The sequence below is a fragment of the Pseudogracilibacillus sp. ICA-222130 genome (assembly GCF_037892545.1).
GTDB lineage: Bacteria > Bacillota > Bacilli > Bacillales > Amphibacillaceae > Pseudogracilibacillus.
Map to the genome: position 1 here is coordinate 79,799 of NZ_JBBKBG010000003.1, position 22,400 is coordinate 102,198.

The window sequence follows — 22,400 nt, forward strand, 5'->3', positions numbered from 1 at the left end:
GTCGTGTCCATATTTATCCTTTAGTATAAACTAATTCAGAAATGTGTACACCATTCACAAAAAGGATTATAAATGGTATCTTTTAAATTTTTCATAAAAATAAATATGTCCGACGATCAGAACAAATACGCAATTTATAATGGATAAATATTTGTAATTGTTCGTTCCACTTCAGGGTTTTGATCTATAAAACGTATAACTTGTTGGATCATTTTTTCTGCATGTACATATTCATTCGATACGGTCGCAATACCTAATTTTGTACGTTGCCATAAATCTTCAAACCCTATTTCTGCAATCGACACATTGAACTCATTTTGTACTCGTTTCGTTATACGTTTTACGATCGATCGTTTTTCCTTCAGAGATTGTACATCATAAATCATGTATTCTATTTCTGCATAGACGACCATTATCGTTCAATCTCAACCATTTCAAATGCCTCAATGATATCGCCTGTTTTAATATCATTGAAATTTTTCACCGTAATCCCACATTCGTATCCAGCATCTACTTCACGTACATCATCTTTAAAACGTTTTAATGCTAATAATTCACCTTCAAATAAGACGATACCATCACGAATAATTCGTACACTTGAATTACGTGTAATTTTTCCGTCTGTTACAAAGCTACCAGCAATCGTTCCAATTTTAGATACTTTAAATGTTTCCCGAACTTCTGCTTGACCAACAACTTGTTCTTCATACTCTGGATCTAATAATCCTTTCATTGCTTGTTCCATTTCTTCAATTGCTTTATATATTACACGGTGTAAGCGTACATCTACCTTTTCAGATTCTGCCGCTTTTTGTGCATTGACATCTGGACGAACGTTAAAACCAATTACAATCGCATTTGATGCAGAAGCTAAAATGATGTCTGATTCATTAATTGCTCCAACGCCTGTATGAATAATATTGATATTTACTGTTTCTACTTCAATTTTACGTAATGAAGCTGCTAATGCTTCAGCAGATCCGTTTACATCGGCTTTAATAATAACATTAAGATCTTTCATTTCACCTTGTTTAATTTGTTCAAACAAATCATCTAAACTAATCTTAGCTTGTGAACCACGACTTTCAATAATATGTTGTTGTTGTCTAGATTCACCAATTTGACGTGCTTGACGCTCATCTCGGAATACGAGGAACTGATCTCCAGCTTGTGGTACACCATTTAAGCCAGTGATTTCTACCGGTGTAGAAGGACCCGCTTCTTCAATACGTTTACCAAGGTCATTTACCATAGCACGAACTCTTCCGTACGTATTTCCTACAACAATTGGATCTCCAACATGTAATGTACCTTCTTGCACTAATAAACTTGCAACAGATCCACGACCTTTATCTAACTGTGCATCGATTACGGTACCAAATGCTACTTTATTCGCATTAGCTTTTAATTCTTCCATTTCAGCAACGAGTAAAATCATTTCTAATAAATCATCGATACCTTCACGTTTTTTTGCGGAAATTGGTACGAAAATAGTGCTTCCTCCCCAATCCTCTGGAATTAACTCATATTCTGTTAATTCTTGCATGACACGATCAGGATTTGCTGCTTCTTTGTCCATTTTATTGACCGCAACAATAATTGGCACATCTGCCGCTTTTGCGTGGTTTAATGCTTCTACCGTTTGTGGCATGACCCCATCATCTGCTGCAACAACTAAAATTGCGATATCTGTTACTTGTGCCCCACGTGAACGCATGCTTGTAAAAGCTTCATGTCCTGGTGTATCTAAAAATGTAATCTTTTTATCATTAACTTCTACTTGATATGCACCGATATGCTGTGTGATTCCACCGGCCTCTCCATCCGTAACTTTTGAATGGCGAATGGAATCTAATGTGGTTGTTTTACCATGGTCAACATGCCCCATGATGGTTACGACAGCAGGACGTTCCACTAAATCTTTTTCTTTATCTTCTTTTCGATATTTATCAAAGTCTGTATCTTCTAATATAATTTCTTTTTCGACGGTCACATTGTAATCACTACAAATTAATTCAACCGTATCGTCATCTAAATCTTGGTTTTTATTCGCCATAACACCTAAAAACATTAGTTTTTTAATGATTTCTGATACATCTTTATTTAGTTTTTCTGCCAATTCGTTTACTGTTAACGTATCATGATAAACGATATGTTCCGGTGTTTCTTTCTTTTCTACTTTTACTTCCTGATGTGCTTGTTTTTGATGACGCTTTTCTTTTTTGTTTATCTTTTTCTTTTTGTTCTTTTTATCTTTTTGTTGTGTTTGTTTTGTTTCATTTTTTTGCTTTTCCATCTTTTTCGCTTCTTTCACTGGAGCTTGTTTTTTCTGAAACATTTCATCCAATTTCTCTCTCATTTCCTTAGAAATTGAAGACATATGGTTACTTACTTCCATATTCAATCCTTGTAACTTTTCAATAACTTCTTTACTTGAAAGATTATTTTTTTTGGCATATTCATAAACTCTCATTTTACCCATACGTTCACCCCCAAAAATATTTATGAAAGTAGTGTGCGTATTTTTTTGGCAAAACCATTATCTAAAATAGCTATAGCAACACGCTCGGATTTTCCGATTGCATGACCTAACGTATATCGGTCATCTACCTCCATATAAGGTACTTCATATGTTGTGCATTTATCTCGTAATTTCTTTTTCGTCTGGTCGCCAACATCTTGTGCCATTAATAATAACGCGACTTTTCCAGCTTGAATATCTTTAATAATCAATTCTTCCCCTGTCGTTATTTTTCTAGCTCGATTTGCTAACCCAACGAGATTCAAATAATTACTTTTCATGTTCCTAATCCTTTACTAAATCCAATAATTGCTCATAAATTGCTGGATCAATTTTCACTTGAAATGTTTTTTCTAACACATGGTCCGCTTCAGCCTTACGAATAACTGTTTCATCTATTGTCATATAAGCACCACGACCATTTTGCTTCCCAGTCGGATCAATAAAAACATCGCCTTCTTTATTACGTACGATACGAATCATCGCTTGTTTCGGTTTCATTTCTTGTGTCACTATACATTTTCGTTGAGGTATTTTTTTGTTTTTCCGCATCGTATTATCCTCCTTGTATATTATAAATCAAGTAAAAAATCGTCTTCTTCGTCTTCCTCTACTTCTTCCGAGTCAAAAAAAGTATCTTCGTCACCTAATAAACCTTCTTCACGTGCCACTGTTTCACTCTTAATATCGATTTTCCATCCTGTTAATTTCGCAGCTAATCGTGCATTTTGGCCACGTTTTCCAATTGCTAATGATAACTGATAATCAGGTACAATAACTGTTGTTGAATTTTCTTCTTCATCGACAATTACTTTTAACACTTTGGATGGACTTAATGCATTCGACACGTATACAACGGGATCTTCTGACCATTCCACAATATCAATTTTCTCCCCATTTAACTCATCCACAACAGCTTGTACTCGTTGTCCTTTTGGTCCAACACAAGAACCGACTGGATCAATCTCTTCGTCACTAGCGTAAACAGAAATTTTCGAACGGTCCCCAGCCTCACGAGAAATAGATTTTACCTCTACAATTCCACCATAAATTTCTGGTACTTCCATTTCAAATAAACGTTTTAATAAGCCTGGATGTGAACGTGAAATATAAATTTGTGGACCTTTATTCGTATTTTCAACTTTTGTGACATACACTTTAATACGATCATGCACATGATATTCTTCGGTCACAATTTGTTCCTGCTTTGCTAATTTTGCTTCAATTTTTCCTAAATCAACATATACATAATTGGGATCTACACGTTGAATAATCCCTGTCATGACATCATCTTCACGGTCTTGGTATTCACTAAAAATAATACCTCTTTCCGCTTCCCTTACACGTTGTGTAACTACTTGTTTCGCAGCCTGTGCAGCGATACGACCAAAGTTCTTCGGTGTTACTTCAATTTCCACGATGTCTCCAATATTATATTGTAAATTAATTTCTCGTGCTTCTTCTAACGTAATCTCTTCTTGTTCGTCTTCTACTTCTTCTACCACTGTTTTTTGTGCATAAATATCCATTGCACCTTTTTCTTCATCAAATAAAACAGACACATTGTTTGCTGATTTAAAATTCTTCTTGTATGCAGAAATTAATGCTGCCTCTAACGCTTCTAATAACACTTCTTTATCGATCCCTTTTTCTTCTTCTAAAAGGTTAATCGCTTGGAACAACTCACTGCTCACTTTTACATCCCCCTCTATAATTTAACAGCAAGTCTAGCTTTTGCAACCTTATCATAAGGAATCTCTACTTGCTTTTTACGATGTTTAAATTGATATTCGATAGTAATAATTTCATTTTCAAAACTTAATAATGTACCGACAAACTCTTTTTCACCTTCGATATGCACATATAAAGATACATAAATATGTTCACCAACATAATTTTGAAAATCTTCTTTTGAAGTTAAAGGTCTTTCAGCACCTGGTGAACTTACTTCAAGAAAATATGCTCCTTTTATCGGATCATGCTCATCTAATAATGCACTTACTTGTTCTGAAACGAGGCTACATAGATTCAAGTCTACACCACCACGTTTATCGATATAAATACGTAGGAAAAAGTCTTGTCCTTCTTTTACATATTCCATGTCAAATAAAGATAACTCATTTTCCTTTAAAACAGGTTCAATTATTTGTTTAACTTCTGCTAAAACGTCATTACTCAAATGTATTCCTCCTTCATCACTTAGTTTATGATGAGATTTTTGTTCTATTCAGCATTGTGTCCTTATTCAATATAAAACCCTTGCCAGATAGATGGGCAAGGGAAAAAAGTCTTTTGTATAGAAGAAAGAGTGGGAATCCCCACTCTTTCACATCGAGTTATCATCAGTCTTTTAACATTATAACATAGGAATACACTGTTGACAATTATTTTATTTCCACTTATCTTTCTTTAAAACAGTGATAGTTGGTTTTCTTCTTCCATTCCATCTAAGCATCCATGTGAATCTAAATATTGTAAAACGGTTTTTGAAATTTTACTTCGTTCACGTAAATCTTCTTTCGATAAGAATTCACCTTGTTCACGAGCTTTTACAATATTTAACGCAGCATTTGTTCCTAATCCATCAACCGCGTTAAACGGTGGAATTAAACTATCTCCTTCCACAATAAAGTCCGTAGCACTAGAACGATACAAATCTACTTTTTGGAATGAAAAACCACGCACCCACATTTCATACGCAACTTCAAGCACTGTCATTAAACTTCTTTCTTTTGGGGGTGCATCGTTTCCTTTTTCTTTAATTTCATTAATTCGTTTTTTTAATGCTTCAGGTCCACGAACCATCGTATCTAACTCAAAATCTGCTGCCCGAATAGAGAAATATGCTGCATAAAAATAAATTGGATAATGCACTTTAAAATATGCAATCCGAACAGCCATTAAAACATATGCCGCAGCGTGTGCTTTTGGGAACATATATTTTATTTTTTTACACGATTCAATATACCAATCTGGCACATTGTTCTTTTGCATTTCTACTACCCATTCATCTCGTAATCCTCTTCCTTTACGGACAGATTCCATAATGGTAAATGCTAAAGATGCTTCTAATCCTTGTTGCATTAAATACACCATAATATCGTCACGACAACCAATTACATCTCCTATTTCACATGTACCATTATTAATTAATTCTTGCGCATTTCCTAACCATACATCTGTACCGTGGGATAATCCAGAAATAATAACGAGTTCCGCAAAGGTGCTCGGTCTTGTTTCTTCTAACATTTGACGAACAAAACTTGTTCCAAATTCTGGTACACCTAATGTTCCTGTAGCACAATCGATGTCTTCTGCCGTGACACCTAATGGTGCTGGACTTGAGAATATACCCATTACTTCTTCATCATCTAACGGAATCGTACTTGGTTCTATTCCACTTAAATCTTGTAACATACGAATTACCGTCGGGTCATCATGCCCTAGTATATCAAGTTTTAACAAGTTGTCTTCAATTGAACGATAATCAAAATGCGTTGTTTTCCATTCACTATTTCGATCATCTGCCGGGAATTGAATGGGGGTAAAATCATAAATCTCCATCTCATTCGGCACAACGATAATTCCACCAGGGTGTTGCCCCGTCGTTCGTTTTACCCCTTCACAACCTTGGACTAATCTATCTACTTCCGCACCTTTAAAATGGATGTTTTTATCACTTGAATACCCTTTTACATAACCATATGCTGTCTTAGTTGCAATGGTTCCAATGGTACCTGCACGAAATACATAGTCTTCCCCGAATAATTCTTTCGTATAATTATGTGCATGTGGTTGATATTCTCCAGAGAAGTTTAGATCAATATCCGGCACTTTATCTCCTTTAAATCCTAAAAACGTTTCAAATGGAATATCTTGCCCATCTTTCTTTAATGATGTTGCACATTTAGGACAATCTTTATCAGGTAAATCAAATCCACTCGCATAAGAACCATCTGTGAAAAATTCATTATAGTGACAGTTTGTACAAACATAATGTGCTGGCAATGGATTCACTTCTGTAATTTCAGTCATCGTTGCAACTAAAGAAGATCCAACAGAACCTCGTGATCCAACTAAGTAACCGTCAATTAATGATTTTTTTACGAGTTTATGTGAAATTAAATAAATCACCGAAAATCCATGTCCAATAATACTTTTTAATTCCTTTTCGATTCGTGCTTCCACAATTTCAGGTAGTGGAGTGCCATAAATACTTTCAGCTGTTTTATACGTTAAATTACGCACTTCCTCTTCTGCACCTTCAATTGTGGGCGTATATAAATCTTTTTTAAGTGGAGCAATATCTTCCACCATGTCTGCTATTTGTTGACTGTTATCGACCACTAATTCATGCGCTTTTTCCATTCCTAAAAACTCGAATTGAACGAGCATTTCATTTGTCGTTCGAAAAGGTGTATTTGGTAATGTAACACGATTTAAAGGATTTCCTTTTTGTGATGCGATTAAAATTTCTCGATACAATTTTTCGTGTTCATCAATATAATGTGCATTACCTGTTGCAACGACTATTTTTCCTGTTTCTTCTCCTAATTGAATCACTTTTTTAATTACTTCTAAAATTTGTGCCTTGTTTTGTACTAATTCTCTTTCAATTAAATGAGCGTAATTTTCCGGAGGTTGTATTTCTAAGTAATCGTAAAAATGCACCATATCTTTTACTTCTTCCACAGACTTCTGCAAACAAGCATCAAAAATTTCTCCTTGATCACATGCAGAACCGACTAAAATCCCTTCACGTAATTTTTCTAATAAGGAACGAGGAATTCGTGGTACACGATAGAAATATTCTGTCAAAGATAGGGAAACTAATTTATATAAATTCTTTAAACCTACCTCATTACGAGCAAGTAAAATAGCATGAGAAGGACGTCCATGTTGGTAACTATCGCCGCCTCCCATATGATCATTTAATTGATTCATATTTGTAATTTCTTTTTCTGCTAACTGTTCTACTAACTTCCAAAATAAATAACCCGTCGCTTCCGCATCATAAATTGCTCGGTGATGGTTCGTTAATTCTACATTAAAATGTTTACATAATGTATTCAAACGGTGGTTTCCTATATTTGGCAATAAAAACCTCGCCAATTCTAATGTATCAATGACAGGAGTACGAATACGATCAATTCCAATTTTACTATATCCTTGGTTTAAGAACCCGATATCAAACGTCGCATTATGAGCAACTAACGTATCTTCCCCAACCCATGCATGGAATTTCTTTAATACGTCTTCTACTTCTGGGGCTCCAACGAGCATATCATCTGTAATGCCAGTAATTTCAATAATTTTATCCGGTAGTGTACGGTGAGGATTAGCAAAACTTTCGAAACGATCGATTATTTCACCCTTATGAATTTTTACTCCCGCAAGTTCTATAATGGTATCGAAAACAGAAGATAATCCCGTTGTCTCTACGTCAAACACAACATAGGTTTCATCACGTAACAATAAGTCTTGTGGGTTGTATGCAATTGGTACACCATCATCTACAATATTTGCCTCTAGTCCATAAATTGCTTTGATGCCATGTTTCTTCGCTGCTGCATATGCCTCCGGAAATCCTTGCACGGCCGCATGATCCGTAATTGCTATTGCTTTATGTCCCCATTTCGCAGCTTGTTCTACTAGTCTCCCTGGGCTAACGACTGCATCCAATTGACTCATTGTCGTATGTGCATGTAACTCTACACGCTTTTTATCTTCTTCTGCATCGTCCATTCTTATTTTCACATCAACTTGTTCCACATCGTTTGCCATCATCGATAATTCATTTGAATACATATCTGTCTGCACACGTCCACGTGCTTTTATCCAAATTCCTGACTGTACGGCTTGGAACATCTCTTCGTCTTCATCATTACGTGAAAACATTTTTATTTCGAGCGAATCTGTATAATCGGTCGCTTTAATAATTAATAAACTTCGTCCTGATCGTAGTTTTCTTACTTCTACATTAAAAATATATCCTTGGACAGTTATTCGCTTTTCTTCTTCTATAATTTCTTCCATATGTACTGGTTCGTCTTTAATCGGATAACCAATTTGTAATCTCGTCACTTCTTGTTGCTTTTCAGCTTTATCTACTTGTTCTTGTTGTTTCTTCATCGTATTTTGTGCTTTTTGACGATCTTCTTCATATGTCTGCATACGAAAATGCTCCAATTCATCTGAAGTTGTTGATACTTCAAATAAAAGTGGATAGGCTTTTAACCCTATTTTTTCCGCATATATTTGAAATTGTGGTTGCAATTTTCGTTGTAAAGAAATTGCTTCTGCCTCTGATTTTACTTCTGTTACAAGATTTCCATCTTTCAATGTGACCGATTGTTGCATAAACATCTCCATATGTGTTGGCAACAATGCCGGCACTTGTCGGATGAAATCTTTCCAATAAAATTGTAATTCTGTTTCCGGACATTGTGTATCTTCTACATACAATGTCATGTCAGTTTGTGCTATATGATGAAATGTTTGTTGTAATCCTTTATGTAATAATTCATATACATGGAATGGAAGGACATTTTTAATATTTAAATGAAAATGCCATTTTTTATTACGTTTATGAACGATTAATTTTTCCATTGTTGCTGTTGAGAAATATTCATCCACGATATTTTCTGGAAGTTTTAATTGTTCGAGCAATATTTCCATCTTTTTTCGTTTTGTTAAATCCATGAACCATTCCTCCAGTAATTATTCGTACAATATTTTATTAAATATAAATTGTACCATAGTTTTAATAGATTCACACACGCAAAAAAATTGGGAGAGTAATTGTTTATACTTATAAACAGTGTAACTATCCCAACTTTTTCCCTTTTATAAAAATAATCGTTGAATATCGTTCCATGTAACGACAAGCATTAATAACATTAGAAGCGCAAAACCAATGACATGTACAAATCCTTCTTTTTGAGGATCAATAGGTTTCCCTCGTACCGCTTCAATCCCTACAAATAGCAATCTTCCCCCATCAAGGGCAGGTAATGGGACTAAATTAATGATTCCTAAATTAATACTTAACATCGCCGTCCACATTATAAAGTTCATAAACCCTGTTTGGACCACTTGATCTGTTGCATCATAAATTCCTACTGGACCTGATAACATATCAAGTGATAGTTGCCCTGTTACAAGCATCGCTAAATTAGTTATAATGAGTTTCGTCGTTTCATACGTTTGGGTAAACCCGTATTTGAATGTACCGATAAACGATTTTTCAAATGCTAATTTTACACCGACTTGTCCAATTGTTTCTTCTTCCACTTGTAACTCTTTCGGGGTAACCGTAAGGTCTGTCTCTTTTCCATCCCGAAGAATCGTAAAATCTAAAGCTATTTCAGGATTTTCCTGTACTGTTGCCGTAAACTCTGTCCATTTTTCAATTTTATTACCTTCAATTGCAATGACTTCATCACCAGCTAACAATCCAGCTGCTTCAGCCCGACTATCCGGTTCTACTTCACCAATTAATGCACGATCTGTCGGTACTCCTTGAACAAGCCCTAAAATAATGAATAAAACTATCGCCAAAATAAAGTTCATCATTGGCCCGGCAAACAATTGCATCGCTCTTTGCCCAACTGTTTTAGAAGCAAATTGGCGATCAAAAGGGGCTATCTGAGTTTCCCTTTCATCCATAATGAAAAATGCATTTCTATCTACTTCAAAACGGTGCACGGTCGTTTCATCGCCTATTTCATATCCAGCGATATACAACTCATGATCCAAGTCAATCGATTCCACTTCAATTAAATGTGCATTTGGATGTTTATCTTTATTATTTACAATAATCTGTTTCACTTTACCCTCATCATTAAACTCTAATCCAATATGATGTCCAGGTTTTAACTCAATAATTTCTGGGTCATCACCGGCAACTCGAACATATCCACCAATAGGTAATAACCGAACCGTATACAACGTTTCATTCTTTGTCATTGAAAAAATCTTCGGTCCAAATCCTATTGCAAATTCTCGTGCTAACATACCAGCACGTTTTGCAAAAATTAAATGACCCCACTCATGCACAGAAACTAATAATCCGAACATGAAAATAAACGCGATAACCGTCGTCAAACGAAACACTCCTTTTAAAACTTTTTTAGAATAGTGGTAAAACGAACAACATTAATAATACAAATAATAAACTATCGAGACGGTCTAATATACCACCATGTCCTGGAAACAGTTTACCATAATCTTTAATCCCATATTGACGCTTAATAGCTGAGGCAACTAAATCTCCCATCTGACCAAAAATAGAAATCGTACATGCAATAACCATTACCATAGTATACGAGATATCAAAAGGATATATCACTTGAAAAATGACTGCTACGATTATTGCTATTACAATACCACCGATTGCCCCACCAATTGTTTTATTTGGACTAATTTCAGGCCATAACTTTCGTTTCCCTAAACTTCTTCCAACAAAATATGCACCCGAATCTGTCGCCCAAATCGTAAATAAAATAAACAATAAATAATTAAGACCAAGCAAACGGATTTCGATTAACATATGAAAAGATATCCCCATATAAAATGTCGCTAAAAACAAAAAGCTTGCCTGTTGAAAGGTAAATCTGTTTTTCGTTAAAACTGTTATGATAAATAGGATGATTGCAAATAGTACAAATGCCTCTAATTTCACATCATTTTGCACTTCGTTATTTAGAAGAATTAGTAAAAATCCTGCACTTATAACCGTATATACTATTCCCTTTTTTGGATTTAACATGCGCATTAGTTCATACAAACCTACTAAAGCAAATAAATACGTCATGACAATAAACGGCCAATTTCCGTATATAATTATTGGTATTAATATAATTAATGCGATAATTGCTGTTACAATTCGCTGCTGCATTTACTTGTCCACTCCTTAAAGTCCACCATAGCGTCTTTTACGTTTTTGATAATCTTTTAATGCATCAAGAAAAATTTGTTCGTTAAAATCAGGCCACATCACATCTGTAAACCAAAACTCTGCATAGGCTAATTGCCATAATAAAAAATTACTTAATCGATGTTCCCCACTTGTCCGGATGAGTAAATCAGGGTCTGGTACATCTTCTGTGTACAAATACTTTGCGATAATCGCTTCATCAATATCTGTTTCAGCAATTGTTCCATCATGAACATCTTGAATGACTTGTTTGGTTGCCCGGACAATTTCATCACGGCTACCATAGTTTAATGCAAAATTTAATAATAAACCATCATTCTGTTTTGTTTGTTCTTTTGCATGTGAAATAGAACGTTTCGTATGTACTGGCAACGAATCAAATTCTCCAATTGTTTTGATGCGTACATTATTTTCAATCATTTCTGGTAAATATTTATTAGAAAATTCGATTGGTAGACGCATTAAAAAGTCAATTTCTCTTTTCGGGCGTTTCCAATTCTCTGTAGAAAAAGCATACAATGTTAATACTTTGATTTTTTGTGCTACCGCTTCTTTTACAATTTTTCGAACGACTTCCATACCTTCTTTATGACCTGCAATTCTTGGAAGGCCTCTTTCACTCGCCCATCTTCCATTTCCATCCATGATAATAGCTACATGATATGGTACATTATCTATTTTTTCTGATTGTATTTGTTTTTCGTTTTTATTAAAAAAAGGCATCCACTTAGACATTCATCGCCCTCCACATTTTAAACTAGCATATATTACTATTTACTTATTAAAATTATACTCAATCTATTAGTGAATTGCGACATAAAAGAATCTTTTCATTTGAAACGTACAATCCACAACTATTGTATTATACCATAAAAAAACAGTGACAACGACTCCATCGTTACCACTGTAAATATTTCGACAAATATTAAACTTCCATTATTTCTGCTTCTTTTTCCGCAGCTAGACGGTCAATTTCAGCAATATAATGATCTGTTTCTTTTTGTACTTTATCTTGAGAAGTGCGTAATTCATCTTCTGTAATTTCCGCATCTTTTTCAAGTTTCTTCAATTGATCATTTGCATCTCTACGAATGTTACGAACTTGTACACGTGATTCTTCAGCGTACTTCCCAACAATTTTCGTTAAATCTTTACGACGTTCTTCTGTTAATGCCGGGATATTAATGCGAATTACATTTCCATCGTTTGAGGGTGTTAATCCTAAATCTGCTTTTTGAATTGCTTTTTCAATGTCAGCTAATGCCGTTTTATCAAACGGTGTAATCACTAACATTCTAGCTTCAGGCGCACCAATTTGCGCTAATTGATTTAATGGTGTAGGAGCACCATAATATTCAACAAAAACATTGTCTAATAAACTCGGATTCGCTCTACCAGCTCGAACCGTTGCTAAATTACGTGAAAATGCTTGGATTGCTGTTTGCATTTTTTCTTCTAATGTAGAAAACACTTCTTTCGTCATTATTATTTCCCCCTAATTGTTGTTCCAAGTACCTCGCCTTGTACAACTCGTTTAATATTTCCTTCTTCTGTAATAGAAAATACGATTAACGGAATATCGTTATCCATACATAATGAAGATGCAGTGGAGTCCATTATTTCTAACCCTTCATTTAACATGTCTAAATAGGTTAATTTATCATATTTCACAGCATCTTTATTTACTTTTGGATCTGCACTATACACCCCATCAACATTATTTTTAGCCATTAAAATTACGTCCGCTTCAATTTCAGCCGCACGTAAAGCTGCTGTTGTGTCTGTAGAGAAGTATGGATTTCCTGTACCAGCTGCAAAAATGACGACACGTTTCTTTTCTAAATGACGTACAGCTTTTCTTCTAATATAAGGTTCTGCTACTTGTCTCATTTCGATAGAAGTTTGAACGCGAGTTGGAATTCCAATTTGTTCTAAACTATCTTGTAACGCTAATGAGTTCATCACAGTTGCTAACATTCCCATATAATCGGCATTGGCACGTTCCATACCCATTTCACTTCCGATTTTACCTCGCCAAATATTTCCGCCACCTACTACTACTGCAACTTCTACCCCTAATTGTGCTACTTCCTTTACCTGTTCAGCAATCGAACGAATAATCTTTGGTTCAATACCAAAACCTTGATCTCCACTTAAAGCTTCGCCACTTAATTTAAGTACAATTCTACGATATCGTGTTGTCATTTTATACCTCCAAAAACAGTGAAATATTTAATCTAATCCATTTATTGTCATTATTTTATACAGCAAAACACGAACAATCTGACAAATAGTGAAATAAACTCCCATTATTTCTGTGAAATTGTTCGTGTTTTACGATGAATTCCTTATTCGTTCATCAAATTATTTTTTAATTTGACTCATAACTTCTTCCGCAAAATCTTCTTCTTTCTTCTCGATTCCTTCGCCCACTTCATAACGAATAAATCCTTTAACTACAGCACCTTTATCAGCCACAAACTTTTTCACTTTCACATCAGAATCTTTAACGAAAGCTTGGTCTAATAAACAAATCTCTTCGAAGAATTTTCCTAAACGACCTTCTACCATTTTCTCAACAATGTTTTCTGGTTTTCCTTCGTTTAATGCTTGCTCTTTTAATACGGTTCTTTCACGGTTTACTTCGTCTTCAGGTACTTCATCACGTGAAACATATTTCGGATTTACAGCTGCAACGTGCATTGCGATATCTTTAGCTGCTGCTTCATCTGTTGTACCTTCTAATAATGCTAACGCACCGATACGTCCACCCATGTGTAAATATTCACCAAATACATCTGCATCTGTTTTCGTTAATACTTCAAAACGACGTAATGTAATTTTCTCTCCAATTGTTGCAATTGCTGAATCAATATATTCTTGAACCGTTTTCTCTTCTGATTCAACTGTTTGTCCTAAAGCTTCCTCTAAGTTAGCTGGTTTGTTTACCACTAAATGCTCTCCTAAATCAGCAACTAATTTTTGGAAAGTTTCGTTTTTCATAACGAAGTCTGTTTCACAGTTTACTTCTAATAAAACTGCGTCATTTCCTTTAACAACAATGGATGTTGTACCTTCTGCAGCGATACGTCCTGCTTTTTTCGCAGCTTTTGCAGCACCGCTTTTACGTAAGAAATCAATAGCTTCTTCCATATTTCCGTTCGTTTCTTGTAATGCTTTTTTACAGTCCATCATTCCAGCACCAGTTTGTTCACGTAACTCTTTTACCATTTTAGCAGTAATTGCCATTGTACAGTCCTCCTAAAAATTTTTATGTTTTTAATAAACATGTATAAAGTTCTCTGTAAAAAAGGTGATAAAAGGTTGTCCCCTTATCACCTCTTACTGTTTACAATTATTCTTCTGTTGATACTTCTTCTGTTTCTACTACTACTTCTTCTGTAGCAGCTTCATCCATTTCTGTACCTTGTCTTCCTTCGATGATTGCATCAGCAATTTTACCTGACAGTAATTTCACCGCACGAATCGCATCATCGTTTGCAGGAATCACATAATCAATCTCGTCTGGATCACAGTTTGTATCGACGATTCCGATAATAGGAATACCTAATTTACGAGCTTCTGCAATTGCAATCGCTTCTTTACGAGGGTCGATTACAAATAATGCATCTGGAAGCTTTTTCATATCTTTAATTCCGCCTAAGAATTTAATTAGACGTTCTTTTTCTTTTAATAAGTTTACTGTTTCTTTTTTAGGTAATACGTCAAACGTACCATCTTCTTCCATTTTTTCAATTTGTTTTAAACGGTTAATACGTTTACGAATTGTTTGGAAGTTTGTTAATGTACCACCTAACCAACGTTGATTAACGAAGTACATACCTGAACGGTTTGCTTCTTCTTTCACTGATTCTTGAGCTTGTTTTTTCGTACCTACGAAAAGAACTGTTCCTCCGTCTTCAGATAATTGTCTTACAAAATTGTACGCTTCTTCAATCTTCTTCACTGTTTTTTGTAAGTCAATAATATAGATTCCGTTTCTTTCTGTAAAAATATACTTTTTCATTTTCGGGTTCCAACGACGTGTTTGGTGTCCGAAATGAACTCCAGCTTCTAACAGCTGTTTCATTGAAATAACTGACATGGTAATTTCCTCCTTTGGTTTTTCCTCCGCCTAAATCATTTTCATATATGACCTTTGTAAGGCACCTATATATAAATCAATAGACGTGTGTAATTGTTTATTTTATTACCATAGATTAAATTATCATATATACATGAATTAAGCAAGTAATTTACGTTAATTCTTATGTAATTTCACAATTAGTTCCACCTCTGTTTTTCCACGGTCAAATGCTCGGGCGATTTCCTCAATTGATTTTCCAGCCTGATACATTTGAATCATTCGAGCTTCTGAGGAAGTTTCAACTTTATCTTGTTCTTTTTCTATCATCTTTTGTAATAGGGAACCAAAACGAATATCTTCTTTTAATTTTTCTCCCGTTTTTTGTTCTTCCATTGTGTGATCTTCTTGTACTGTATCTGTTCTATAAGTGGCTTTCTCCCTTGCTTCTTTCACTCCATCTTCCTGTTTTAATAATTGGATGAGATGATTATTTTCTTCATGAAGTACATGCATAAATTCCGTTAGCAAAGATTCTATTTCTTCTTTTCTAGCGTTTTTTTCCGCTTGCACTTGTTTAAACAAACTGTACACTGCATACATTAATATAATGTGCAGCAAAAAACTTATCATCCATAAAAATGATGTCATTGTTTCACCTCAAAATATATAACTAGCTTAACGTCCTATACTTACCGTGAAAAATCAATATGATTTCCTAAATATGGATGTGATACTTCAGTAAGATTTTTCTCTCGTTCGTCTTCTAGTGTTTTTTTCTCGCTTTGCTTTTTTTCTTGTCGTTCGTTCTCATCTGTATTGTTCCATTGAACTTCTTCTTGCACCTTTACCTTTGTTTGGTTTAATTTAGATTGTTTTAATTCTTTTTCTGTCAATGCATCTTGGAACTGTTGTCCTTGCCTCATTAATTGATCTTGTATACGACTTGCATCTTGTGATCTTGGGATTGCAATTTGCATATCAATTGATTTATGCCCCATATATATTCCTCTTTTCAAAATCAGTTTTTAAACAATTGGACTAAAAAAGATGGGTATGTCTATATTCTTGAGTCGTTTTTTACTGTCAATTCATTTTGCCTTACATATCAAGCTCCTATTTTTATTTCATTCATTTCATTACTTCTGGCAACGACAAAATAGCTTGTAGCTTATTTTCCGAAATGTGAATCTGAAAGTCATTCATTTTTTTCATATACCTACCTCTATATGGGTAGAAGGGATACTAAGCGATTTTTTGAATGATTTTTCTTAATTTCAAAATCGCTCGCTTATGAATTTGACTAATTCTTGAAGTAGTTAATTGTAAAACTTCCCCTATTTCCGTTAATGTCAATTCTTCTTCATAAAATAAACTGATGACAAGCTGTTCATTTTCATTAAGTTGTTTCACACCCTCCATCAATTGTGCCTTCCACTCTTCTTTTAAAAGTTCGTCATCAGGAGAGTGAAGTGTATCATCTTCGATCATCGCACCGAGTGATACCTTTTCTTCTTGATTATTCGACGTTATTGTTTGGTCCATTGATATAATATTTGAAACGAGTGCATGTTGCAGTATATCTTCTACTTCCTCAACAGGCATTTGTAATGCTTCAGAAATTTCACTAGGTGTTGGTGTGTGATGTAATTGTTGTTCTAATGCTTCAGCAACTTTCTCTACACGTTTTGTCTGCTCCCGTAAACCTCGTGGCAACCAATCTTCTTTTCGTAATCCATCCATAATTGCACCTCGAATACGAATGGTTGCATACGTATCGAATTTTAATTGTCTAGATATATCAAATTTATGAAGCGCGTCATACAAACCGATTAAACCTAAACTTTTTATTTCATTTTTTTCAACATTATCGGGTAATGTACTGCTAATTCTATCGACATGATATTGAACTAAGTACATATAATGAGCAATTAACGCATCTGCTACATCATTTTCTTTATCTGCAGTCCATCGCTGCCATAAATCATGTATATATTGGGAGTTTTTCACTTCCACGTCCACTCCTCCCCATTACTTTAAATAATTTTCTCGTCCTTACTTACGGTACGAATATGTAATTCCCCTGTAGATGGATCAAATTCAATTGTTCGTCCATTACTTCCACCTACATCTGAAGCAACAATTGGTATTTGGTGTCGCTTTAAACGTTCCATTACAGCATCAACATTTCTTGGTCCAATACGCATGACATCTGAGGTGCTATTCATTTGAAACATTTGTGCTCCACCAGCGATTTTAGCTTTTAAAAATAATTTTCTCGCATGTTGCGCTAATAACTTTTCAATTAACACATCAATTGCTGTATCTGCATACTTATATGCATTCATAGACGTCTGTTTCGTTAACTGTGAATCCGGCAACATAATATGTGACATACCTGCAATTTGTTCGTTTAAATCATACACAACCACCCCGACACAAGAACCTAATCCCGAAGTCCTTATAACATCTGGTGACTTTGCAATATTTAAATCCGCAATTCCAACCTTTACGACTTTTTTAATTTGTGTCATCCTATTCAATTCCTAACGCATGGAAGAATTTTTGTATAGAATCTGGGTCAGGGACTAATAAGAAATGACCTTTGATGCTATCTTCCGTTGTCATGCTCTGTATTTTAGTATTAATAATAATTGCATGGTCTGTTACAGTTTGAAGTTCAAGTAAACCAGTTACTAAAGTCGCAGCCGCCATATCAACACTTATATATGGTACACTTGGTAGCATGTGCAAATCCGTAAAATCTGCTAAAGCTGTTAAATAAGATCCTGTTAAAATGTTTGCGATCTCTTGTAAAATGGACATAGCCATTTCATTCAAATGATTGTTTTCATCCATCAGTTTAAGTTGATTCATTTGTGTCATTTGATCAATAAAAAACTGTGCTTCTTCTAACGATAAAATGAAATAAACCGTTCCAGTAATTTCACCTTGAATTCGGAAAAAGATTGCAACGATTAATTTTTCCGGTCCCCCTATTAGCTCCATCATTTCATTAATCGTAACAATATTTACTGAAGGTACTTCCATCGTTATTTCTTTTTGAATCATTTGCGACATGGAAGTCGTTGCATTACCTGCCCCGATGTTCCCAATCTCACGCAACACATCTTTTTGTATCGTCGTTAATTTTTTAGCCATCTGTATCAACCTTTTTTACATTCGCCCGCTTTAAGGGTATCCATTTCCAACGCATTTTCTAAATCAACTAAAATGAGTAAACGGTCTTTATACCGAACAACTCCATCAATAAATGGTGCATCCTCTGTCGAATCAATCGTTTCAGGAGGTTGCTCAATGAATGTCGGATCAATATCTACAACATCATTTGCTTCGTCTACGATGACACCAATCGTGAGATGTTCCATATGTACGACTAAAATTCTTGTATCATTCGTAAAAATGGTTTCTTTCCCATAAAATCGTTGTTTCAAATCTACAACAGGTGTTATTATTCCCCTTAAGTTTATAACACCTTTAATAAAATCAACTGTAGACGGTACTCTTGTAATAGGCAATAACTTCTCAATAGATCCTACCATTTGAACAGAAATAGCATATTCACGATGTTCAATTTGAAAAACGATTAATTTATTCTCTAATAAAGTTTGCTCTGTCATGATCGTCCCTCCTCTATTTCACCAGTGCGTTGCTATCTATAATTAACGCTACCTCACCGTTTCCTAGAATCGTTGCACCTGAAATTGCATATACATTCGTTAAATAATCACCTAAAGATTTTAAGACTACTTCTTGTTGTCCGATAAATGTATCTACGACAAGTCCCGTTAATTTATTCCCTTTACGGATGATAACAATCGATACATCATCACTTTCCTCTTGCTTACCGTTCGGAACTTGGAAAACATTCTCTAAAAAAGTTAATGGAATAACATTTCCACGAAAGTCAATTACTTTATTATGATGTGCATCATACATATCAGATGTCTTTAAAATTGCTGTTTCAATAATGGATGATAATGGAATGGCATATTTTTCTTTTCCGACTTCTACGAGAAGAACAGAAATAATAGATAAGGTTAATGGTAATTGAATAGTAAACACAGAACCGATACCTTCTTCAGCGTCGATGGAGATAGCACCACCTAGCGATTCTATGGTCGTTTTAACAACGTCTAAACCAACGCCACGACCAGATACGTCTGAGATTTCTTCATTCGTAGAAAAACCACTAGCTAAAATAAGTTCATATATTTGTTGATCTGTTAATGATTCTGCTTCTTGTGGTGATACCACACCTTTTTCTAACGCTTTTTTAAGTACTTTCTGTTTATTTATCCCTGCGCCATTATCGGCGATTTCCACGAATACATGGTTTCCACTATGATATGCTTTAAGTGTAATTTTTCCTTCGCGATCTTTTCCTTTTCTTTCTCTTTCATCTGGCATTTCAATACCATGATCGATCGCATTACGAATTAAATGTACTAACGGATCCCCAATTTCATCAATAACGGTACGATCTAATTCAGTCTCTGCACCAATAATTTCAATCGAAACTTCTTTTTTTAAATCACGAGCTAATTGTCGTATCATTCGTGGGAATCGATTAAATACGGTGTCAATCGGTACCATTCGCATCGTTAAAATAATGTTTTGTAAATCACTTGAAACACGAGACATTCTTTCGACCGTTTCTTGTAATTCGTTATTATTTAAATCTAAAGAAATTTGTTCTAAACGACCGCGATCAATTACTAATTCTTCAAATAAATTCATTAGTACGTCTAAACGATCAATATTGACACGAATTGTTTTTGCTGGTGCTTGTTTATTTTGTTGTTTTGGTTTCCCAGATTGTTTTTCCGCCTTCGGTTGTTCTTCCTTTTCCACGGAAGTTTGTTTTTCTTTTGCTCCCGCTTCTGATTGTTCGATCGTAAAATTGGTAATCGTAATTTCATCTACTTCAGACACTTTTTTCAATTTATCTTCTAATTCAGTAGCTACTTCCTTCGATACAAAAATAACTCGAAACTCTAAATCGAAATTTTCCTCTTCTAATTCATTTGCAGGAGGATTAGAATAAATGATTTCCCCACTCTTCTCCAGAATGTCAAAAATCATAAAAACCCGAGCACCTTTTAATAAACAATCTTCGCGTAACCGTACATACAATTCATAGGTATGAAATCCTTTATCTTTCGACTCTTGTAAAATAGTTAATTGGAATTCATCTAACTGAACATTGGTAGTTTCGACTATTTCGGCAGCATTTTCCACACTAGTTGTTCCAGATGATTCGTCGGAGAGCTCTTCTCCTTTTTCTAACTTATCTAATTGTGCCATCATTTCGGTTACATCTTTTGTCCCGTCACCACCGTTAGAAATATCTTCAACCATTTCATTTAAGGCATCAACCGTTGTAAATAAAAAGTCCATCATTTCAGTGTACACAGTTAAACGATCATAACGAATGCCATCAAAAATATTTTCTAGTTTATGTGTTAATTTTGCTAAGTCTTCAAACCCCATCGTCGCTGACATACCTTTTAATGTATGTGCAGCCCGAAATATTTCTTCAATATATTGTTTTTCAGTTGGATTTTTTTCCAATTCAAGCAGTTGCTCATACAGTGTATCTAAATGTTCTGTACTTTCATCAATAAAAATACCTATGTATTGCGATGTATCCATTTATGTTCCCCCTTTTTTGTCAAACTGCTCCATTTCACTATGTATAAGTGAATACTTCTCCTACGTGTTAACATTTATATTTAGACGAATATGCAATTTTTATGGATCACTTCGTTTATTTATACAATATATTTCAAAATCGTTTGACTAACTAGTTCAATTGGTACAATTTCTGTGGCAAAATTCGTTGCAATCGCAGCACGAGGCATTCCGTTTACAACGACCGTATCTTTCGCTTCCACAATAACAGTAGTGTGTACGTCATATTGTTTCATTCGTTTAATTCCTTCTGCACCATCTTTTCCCATTCCAGTTAAAATAACCGCTACTTTATTTACGCTCCTTAACAATGCGATCGACTGAAATAAAACATCTACAGAAGGACGATGTGGACGATCATTATATTCCTGATGAATATGAAAACAAAAGGTTCGTTGTTTTTTTCGGACTTCCATATGATAGTTTCCTGGAGCAATATAGACGATTCCTTTTTCTAACGTCTCTAAATGTTCTGCTTCTTTTACATGTATTTCCTTATGAATTCGATTTAATCGATCCGCTAATGATTTTGTGAATTTTTCTGGCATATGTTGCACAATTAAAATTGGTACATCCAAATCCCGGGGCAAATTACGTATTACAACTTCTAATGCACGGGGACCTCCTGTCGATGTACCAATCGCAACGAGCGTTTGAACATTTGTCTTATCCCTAGTTAGATACACATTTTCCATTATAGGTTGCATCATCTGCTTTTCTTGTTTGAACGACTCTTTCTTCCGACTTACTCTTCTTTTTCTTAATTTCTCACATCTGTATACTCGCTTCAACTTCGTTTGCAATAAAGAACTATCCACTTCTTCTAATGGATGAATATTGATATATTGAGCAATACCTAATTGAATAGCATAAACGATTCTCTTCGTTTCATATATATCATCATTTGCTATTAATATGGTTCTTGGCCCATATCGCTCAATAACCTTTTGCAATAATCCATCTGTCACATCAATAGAAAGTAAAATTACATCTGGCATGTTTGAAGTTAATGCTTCTAATACATACGTTTCATTCATGTTCATAAATGAATGAATATTTGCCCATGTCTCTATTGCTTGTTTTACATTCATATCTTTTTTGTCATTTGTTCCTATGAGACTAACAGTAAGTTTATCCATCGT

At 34.7% G+C, this 22,400-nt stretch carries 22 protein-coding genes; all 22 read right to left on the minus strand.

Going from position 1 to position 22,400, the window contains the following annotated elements; all coding sequences use genetic code 11:
* Positions 1 to 134: 134 nt before the first annotated feature.
* Positions 135 to 413: a DUF503 domain-containing protein gene (locus WKT09_RS03025; RefSeq protein WP_340414618.1), complete on the minus strand. Its 279-nt coding sequence runs from the start codon at positions 411 to 413 to the stop codon at positions 135 to 137.
* Entirely contained in the window at positions 413 to 2,482 is a 2,070-nt protein-coding gene (infB, locus tag WKT09_RS03030) for a translation initiation factor IF-2 (RefSeq protein WP_340414619.1), read from the minus strand. Before infB ends, WKT09_RS03025 begins: the two co-directional genes overlap by 1 nt.
* Before the next feature lie 20 nt (positions 2,483 to 2,502).
* Positions 2,503 to 2,802 carry a YlxQ family RNA-binding protein gene (locus tag WKT09_RS03035; protein ID WP_340414620.1) on the minus strand — a complete coding sequence of 100 codons (300 nt, stop codon included), beginning with the start codon at positions 2,800 to 2,802 and terminating at the stop codon, positions 2,503 to 2,505.
* 4 nt (positions 2,803 to 2,806) lie between these two features.
* Entirely contained in the window at positions 2,807 to 3,073 is a 267-nt protein-coding gene (gene rnpM / locus WKT09_RS03040) for an RNase P modulator RnpM (protein ID WP_340414621.1), read from the minus strand.
* Positions 3,074 to 3,093: 20 nt separating this feature from the next.
* On the minus strand, positions 3,094 to 4,215 hold the full coding sequence (gene nusA, locus WKT09_RS03045) for a transcription termination factor NusA (protein ID WP_340414622.1): 1,122 nt from the start codon (positions 4,213 to 4,215) through the stop codon (positions 3,094 to 3,096).
* 14 nt (positions 4,216 to 4,229) lie between these two features.
* On the minus strand, positions 4,230 to 4,700 hold the full coding sequence (gene rimP, locus WKT09_RS03050; protein WP_340414623.1) for a ribosome maturation factor RimP: 471 nt from the start codon (positions 4,698 to 4,700) through the stop codon (positions 4,230 to 4,232).
* A gap of 230 nt (positions 4,701 to 4,930) precedes the next feature.
* Positions 4,931 to 9,223: a PolC-type DNA polymerase III gene (locus WKT09_RS03055; RefSeq protein ID WP_340414624.1), complete on the minus strand. Its 4,293-nt coding sequence runs from the start codon at positions 9,221 to 9,223 to the stop codon at positions 4,931 to 4,933.
* Positions 9,224 to 9,367: 144 nt separating this feature from the next.
* On the minus strand, positions 9,368 to 10,627 hold the full coding sequence (gene rseP / locus WKT09_RS03060; RefSeq protein ID WP_340414625.1) for an RIP metalloprotease RseP: 1,260 nt from the start codon (positions 10,625 to 10,627) through the stop codon (positions 9,368 to 9,370).
* 25 nt (positions 10,628 to 10,652) lie between these two features.
* Positions 10,653 to 11,420, minus strand: coding sequence for a phosphatidate cytidylyltransferase (locus tag WKT09_RS03065; RefSeq protein ID WP_340414626.1), 768 nt, complete (start codon positions 11,418 to 11,420; stop codon positions 10,653 to 10,655).
* A 15-nt stretch (positions 11,421 to 11,435) separates the two neighbouring features.
* Positions 11,436 to 12,194, minus strand: coding sequence for an isoprenyl transferase (locus tag WKT09_RS03070; protein ID WP_340414627.1), 759 nt, complete (start codon positions 12,192 to 12,194; stop codon positions 11,436 to 11,438).
* Positions 12,195 to 12,384: 190 nt separating this feature from the next.
* On the minus strand, positions 12,385 to 12,942 hold the full coding sequence (gene frr, locus WKT09_RS03075) for a ribosome recycling factor (protein WP_340414628.1): 558 nt from the start codon (positions 12,940 to 12,942) through the stop codon (positions 12,385 to 12,387).
* 2 nt (positions 12,943 to 12,944) lie between these two features.
* Positions 12,945 to 13,664: a UMP kinase gene (gene pyrH / locus WKT09_RS03080; protein ID WP_340414629.1), complete on the minus strand. Its 720-nt coding sequence runs from the start codon at positions 13,662 to 13,664 to the stop codon at positions 12,945 to 12,947.
* A 159-nt stretch (positions 13,665 to 13,823) separates the two neighbouring features.
* Positions 13,824 to 14,708, minus strand: coding sequence for a translation elongation factor Ts (gene tsf, locus WKT09_RS03085; protein ID WP_340414630.1), 885 nt, complete (start codon positions 14,706 to 14,708; stop codon positions 13,824 to 13,826).
* Between the two features lie 106 nt (positions 14,709 to 14,814).
* Positions 14,815 to 15,564 carry a 30S ribosomal protein S2 gene (gene rpsB / locus WKT09_RS03090; RefSeq protein ID WP_340414631.1) on the minus strand — a complete coding sequence of 250 codons (750 nt, stop codon included), beginning with the start codon at positions 15,562 to 15,564 and terminating at the stop codon, positions 14,815 to 14,817.
* Between the two features lie 156 nt (positions 15,565 to 15,720).
* Positions 15,721 to 16,194: a DUF6115 domain-containing protein gene (locus WKT09_RS03095; protein ID WP_340414632.1), complete on the minus strand. Its 474-nt coding sequence runs from the start codon at positions 16,192 to 16,194 to the stop codon at positions 15,721 to 15,723.
* 41 nt (positions 16,195 to 16,235) lie between these two features.
* Positions 16,236 to 16,544 (minus strand): hypothetical protein, encoded by a 309-nt coding sequence (locus WKT09_RS03100; RefSeq protein ID WP_340414633.1) that lies wholly within the window; start codon positions 16,542 to 16,544, stop codon positions 16,236 to 16,238.
* Positions 16,545 to 16,788: 244 nt separating this feature from the next.
* Positions 16,789 to 17,559 (minus strand): FliA/WhiG family RNA polymerase sigma factor, encoded by a 771-nt coding sequence (locus WKT09_RS03105; RefSeq protein ID WP_340414634.1) that lies wholly within the window; start codon positions 17,557 to 17,559, stop codon positions 16,789 to 16,791.
* Between the two features lie 20 nt (positions 17,560 to 17,579).
* Positions 17,580 to 18,077 (minus strand): chemotaxis protein CheD, encoded by a 498-nt coding sequence (locus tag WKT09_RS03110; RefSeq protein ID WP_340414635.1) that lies wholly within the window; start codon positions 18,075 to 18,077, stop codon positions 17,580 to 17,582.
* A 1-nt stretch (position 18,078) separates the two neighbouring features.
* The gene (locus WKT09_RS03115; RefSeq protein ID WP_340414636.1) at positions 18,079 to 18,705 is read right to left on the minus strand and encodes a chemotaxis protein CheC; all 627 of its coding nucleotides are present in this window, start codon (positions 18,703 to 18,705) and stop codon (positions 18,079 to 18,081) included.
* 5 nt (positions 18,706 to 18,710) lie between these two features.
* On the minus strand, positions 18,711 to 19,184 hold the full coding sequence (locus WKT09_RS03120) for a chemotaxis protein CheW (RefSeq protein ID WP_340414637.1): 474 nt from the start codon (positions 19,182 to 19,184) through the stop codon (positions 18,711 to 18,713).
* A 13-nt stretch (positions 19,185 to 19,197) separates the two neighbouring features.
* Complete coding sequence (locus tag WKT09_RS03125; RefSeq protein ID WP_340414638.1) at positions 19,198 to 21,219, minus strand: chemotaxis protein CheA; 2,022 nt, start codon at positions 21,217 to 21,219, stop codon at positions 19,198 to 19,200.
* Positions 21,220 to 21,338: 119 nt separating this feature from the next.
* Positions 21,339 to 22,397, minus strand: coding sequence for a CheB methylesterase domain-containing protein (locus WKT09_RS03130; protein ID WP_340414639.1), 1,059 nt, complete (start codon positions 22,395 to 22,397; stop codon positions 21,339 to 21,341).
* Between the last annotated feature and the right edge of the window lie 3 nt (positions 22,398 to 22,400).

Coding starts and splice junctions, on each gene's coding strand:
- WKT09_RS03025 (WP_340414618.1), bottom strand. CDS start 413: ATGGTCGTCTATGCAGAAATAGAATACATGATTTATGATGTACAATCT.
- infB (WP_340414619.1), bottom strand. CDS start 2,482: ATGGGTAAAATGAGAGTTTATGAATATGCCAAAAAAAATAATCTTTCA.
- WKT09_RS03035 (WP_340414620.1), bottom strand. CDS start 2,802: ATGAAAAGTAATTATTTGAATCTCGTTGGGTTAGCAAATCGAGCTAGA.
- rnpM (WP_340414621.1), bottom strand. CDS start 3,073: ATGCGGAAAAACAAAAAAATACCTCAACGAAAATGTATAGTGACACAA.
- WKT09_RS03055 (WP_340414624.1), bottom strand. CDS start 9,223: ATGGATTTAACAAAACGAAAAAAGATGGAAATATTGCTCGAACAATTA.
- WKT09_RS03065 (WP_340414626.1), bottom strand. CDS start 11,420: ATGCAGCAGCGAATTGTAACAGCAATTATCGCATTAATTATATTAATA.
- WKT09_RS03070 (WP_340414627.1), bottom strand. CDS start 12,194: ATGTCTAAGTGGATGCCTTTTTTTAATAAAAACGAAAAACAAATACAA.
- frr (WP_340414628.1), bottom strand. CDS start 12,942: ATGACGAAAGAAGTGTTTTCTACATTAGAAGAAAAAATGCAAACAGCA.
- pyrH (WP_340414629.1), bottom strand. CDS start 13,664: ATGACAACACGATATCGTAGAATTGTACTTAAATTAAGTGGCGAAGCT.
- tsf (WP_340414630.1), bottom strand. CDS start 14,708: ATGGCAATTACTGCTAAAATGGTAAAAGAGTTACGTGAACAAACTGGT.
- rpsB (WP_340414631.1), bottom strand. CDS start 15,564: ATGTCAGTTATTTCAATGAAACAGCTGTTAGAAGCTGGAGTTCATTTC.
- WKT09_RS03095 (WP_340414632.1), bottom strand. CDS start 16,194: ATGACATCATTTTTATGGATGATAAGTTTTTTGCTGCACATTATATTA.
- WKT09_RS03100 (WP_340414633.1), bottom strand. CDS start 16,544: ATGGGGCATAAATCAATTGATATGCAAATTGCAATCCCAAGATCACAA.
- WKT09_RS03110 (WP_340414635.1), bottom strand. CDS start 18,077: ATGACACAAATTAAAAAAGTCGTAAAGGTTGGAATTGCGGATTTAAAT.
- WKT09_RS03115 (WP_340414636.1), bottom strand. CDS start 18,705: ATGGCTAAAAAATTAACGACGATACAAAAAGATGTGTTGCGTGAGATT.
- WKT09_RS03120 (WP_340414637.1), bottom strand. CDS start 19,184: ATGACAGAGCAAACTTTATTAGAGAATAAATTAATCGTTTTTCAAATT.
- WKT09_RS03125 (WP_340414638.1), bottom strand. CDS start 21,219: ATGGATACATCGCAATACATAGGTATTTTTATTGATGAAAGTACAGAA.
- WKT09_RS03130 (WP_340414639.1), bottom strand. CDS start 22,397: ATGGATAAACTTACTGTTAGTCTCATAGGAACAAATGACAAAAAAGAT.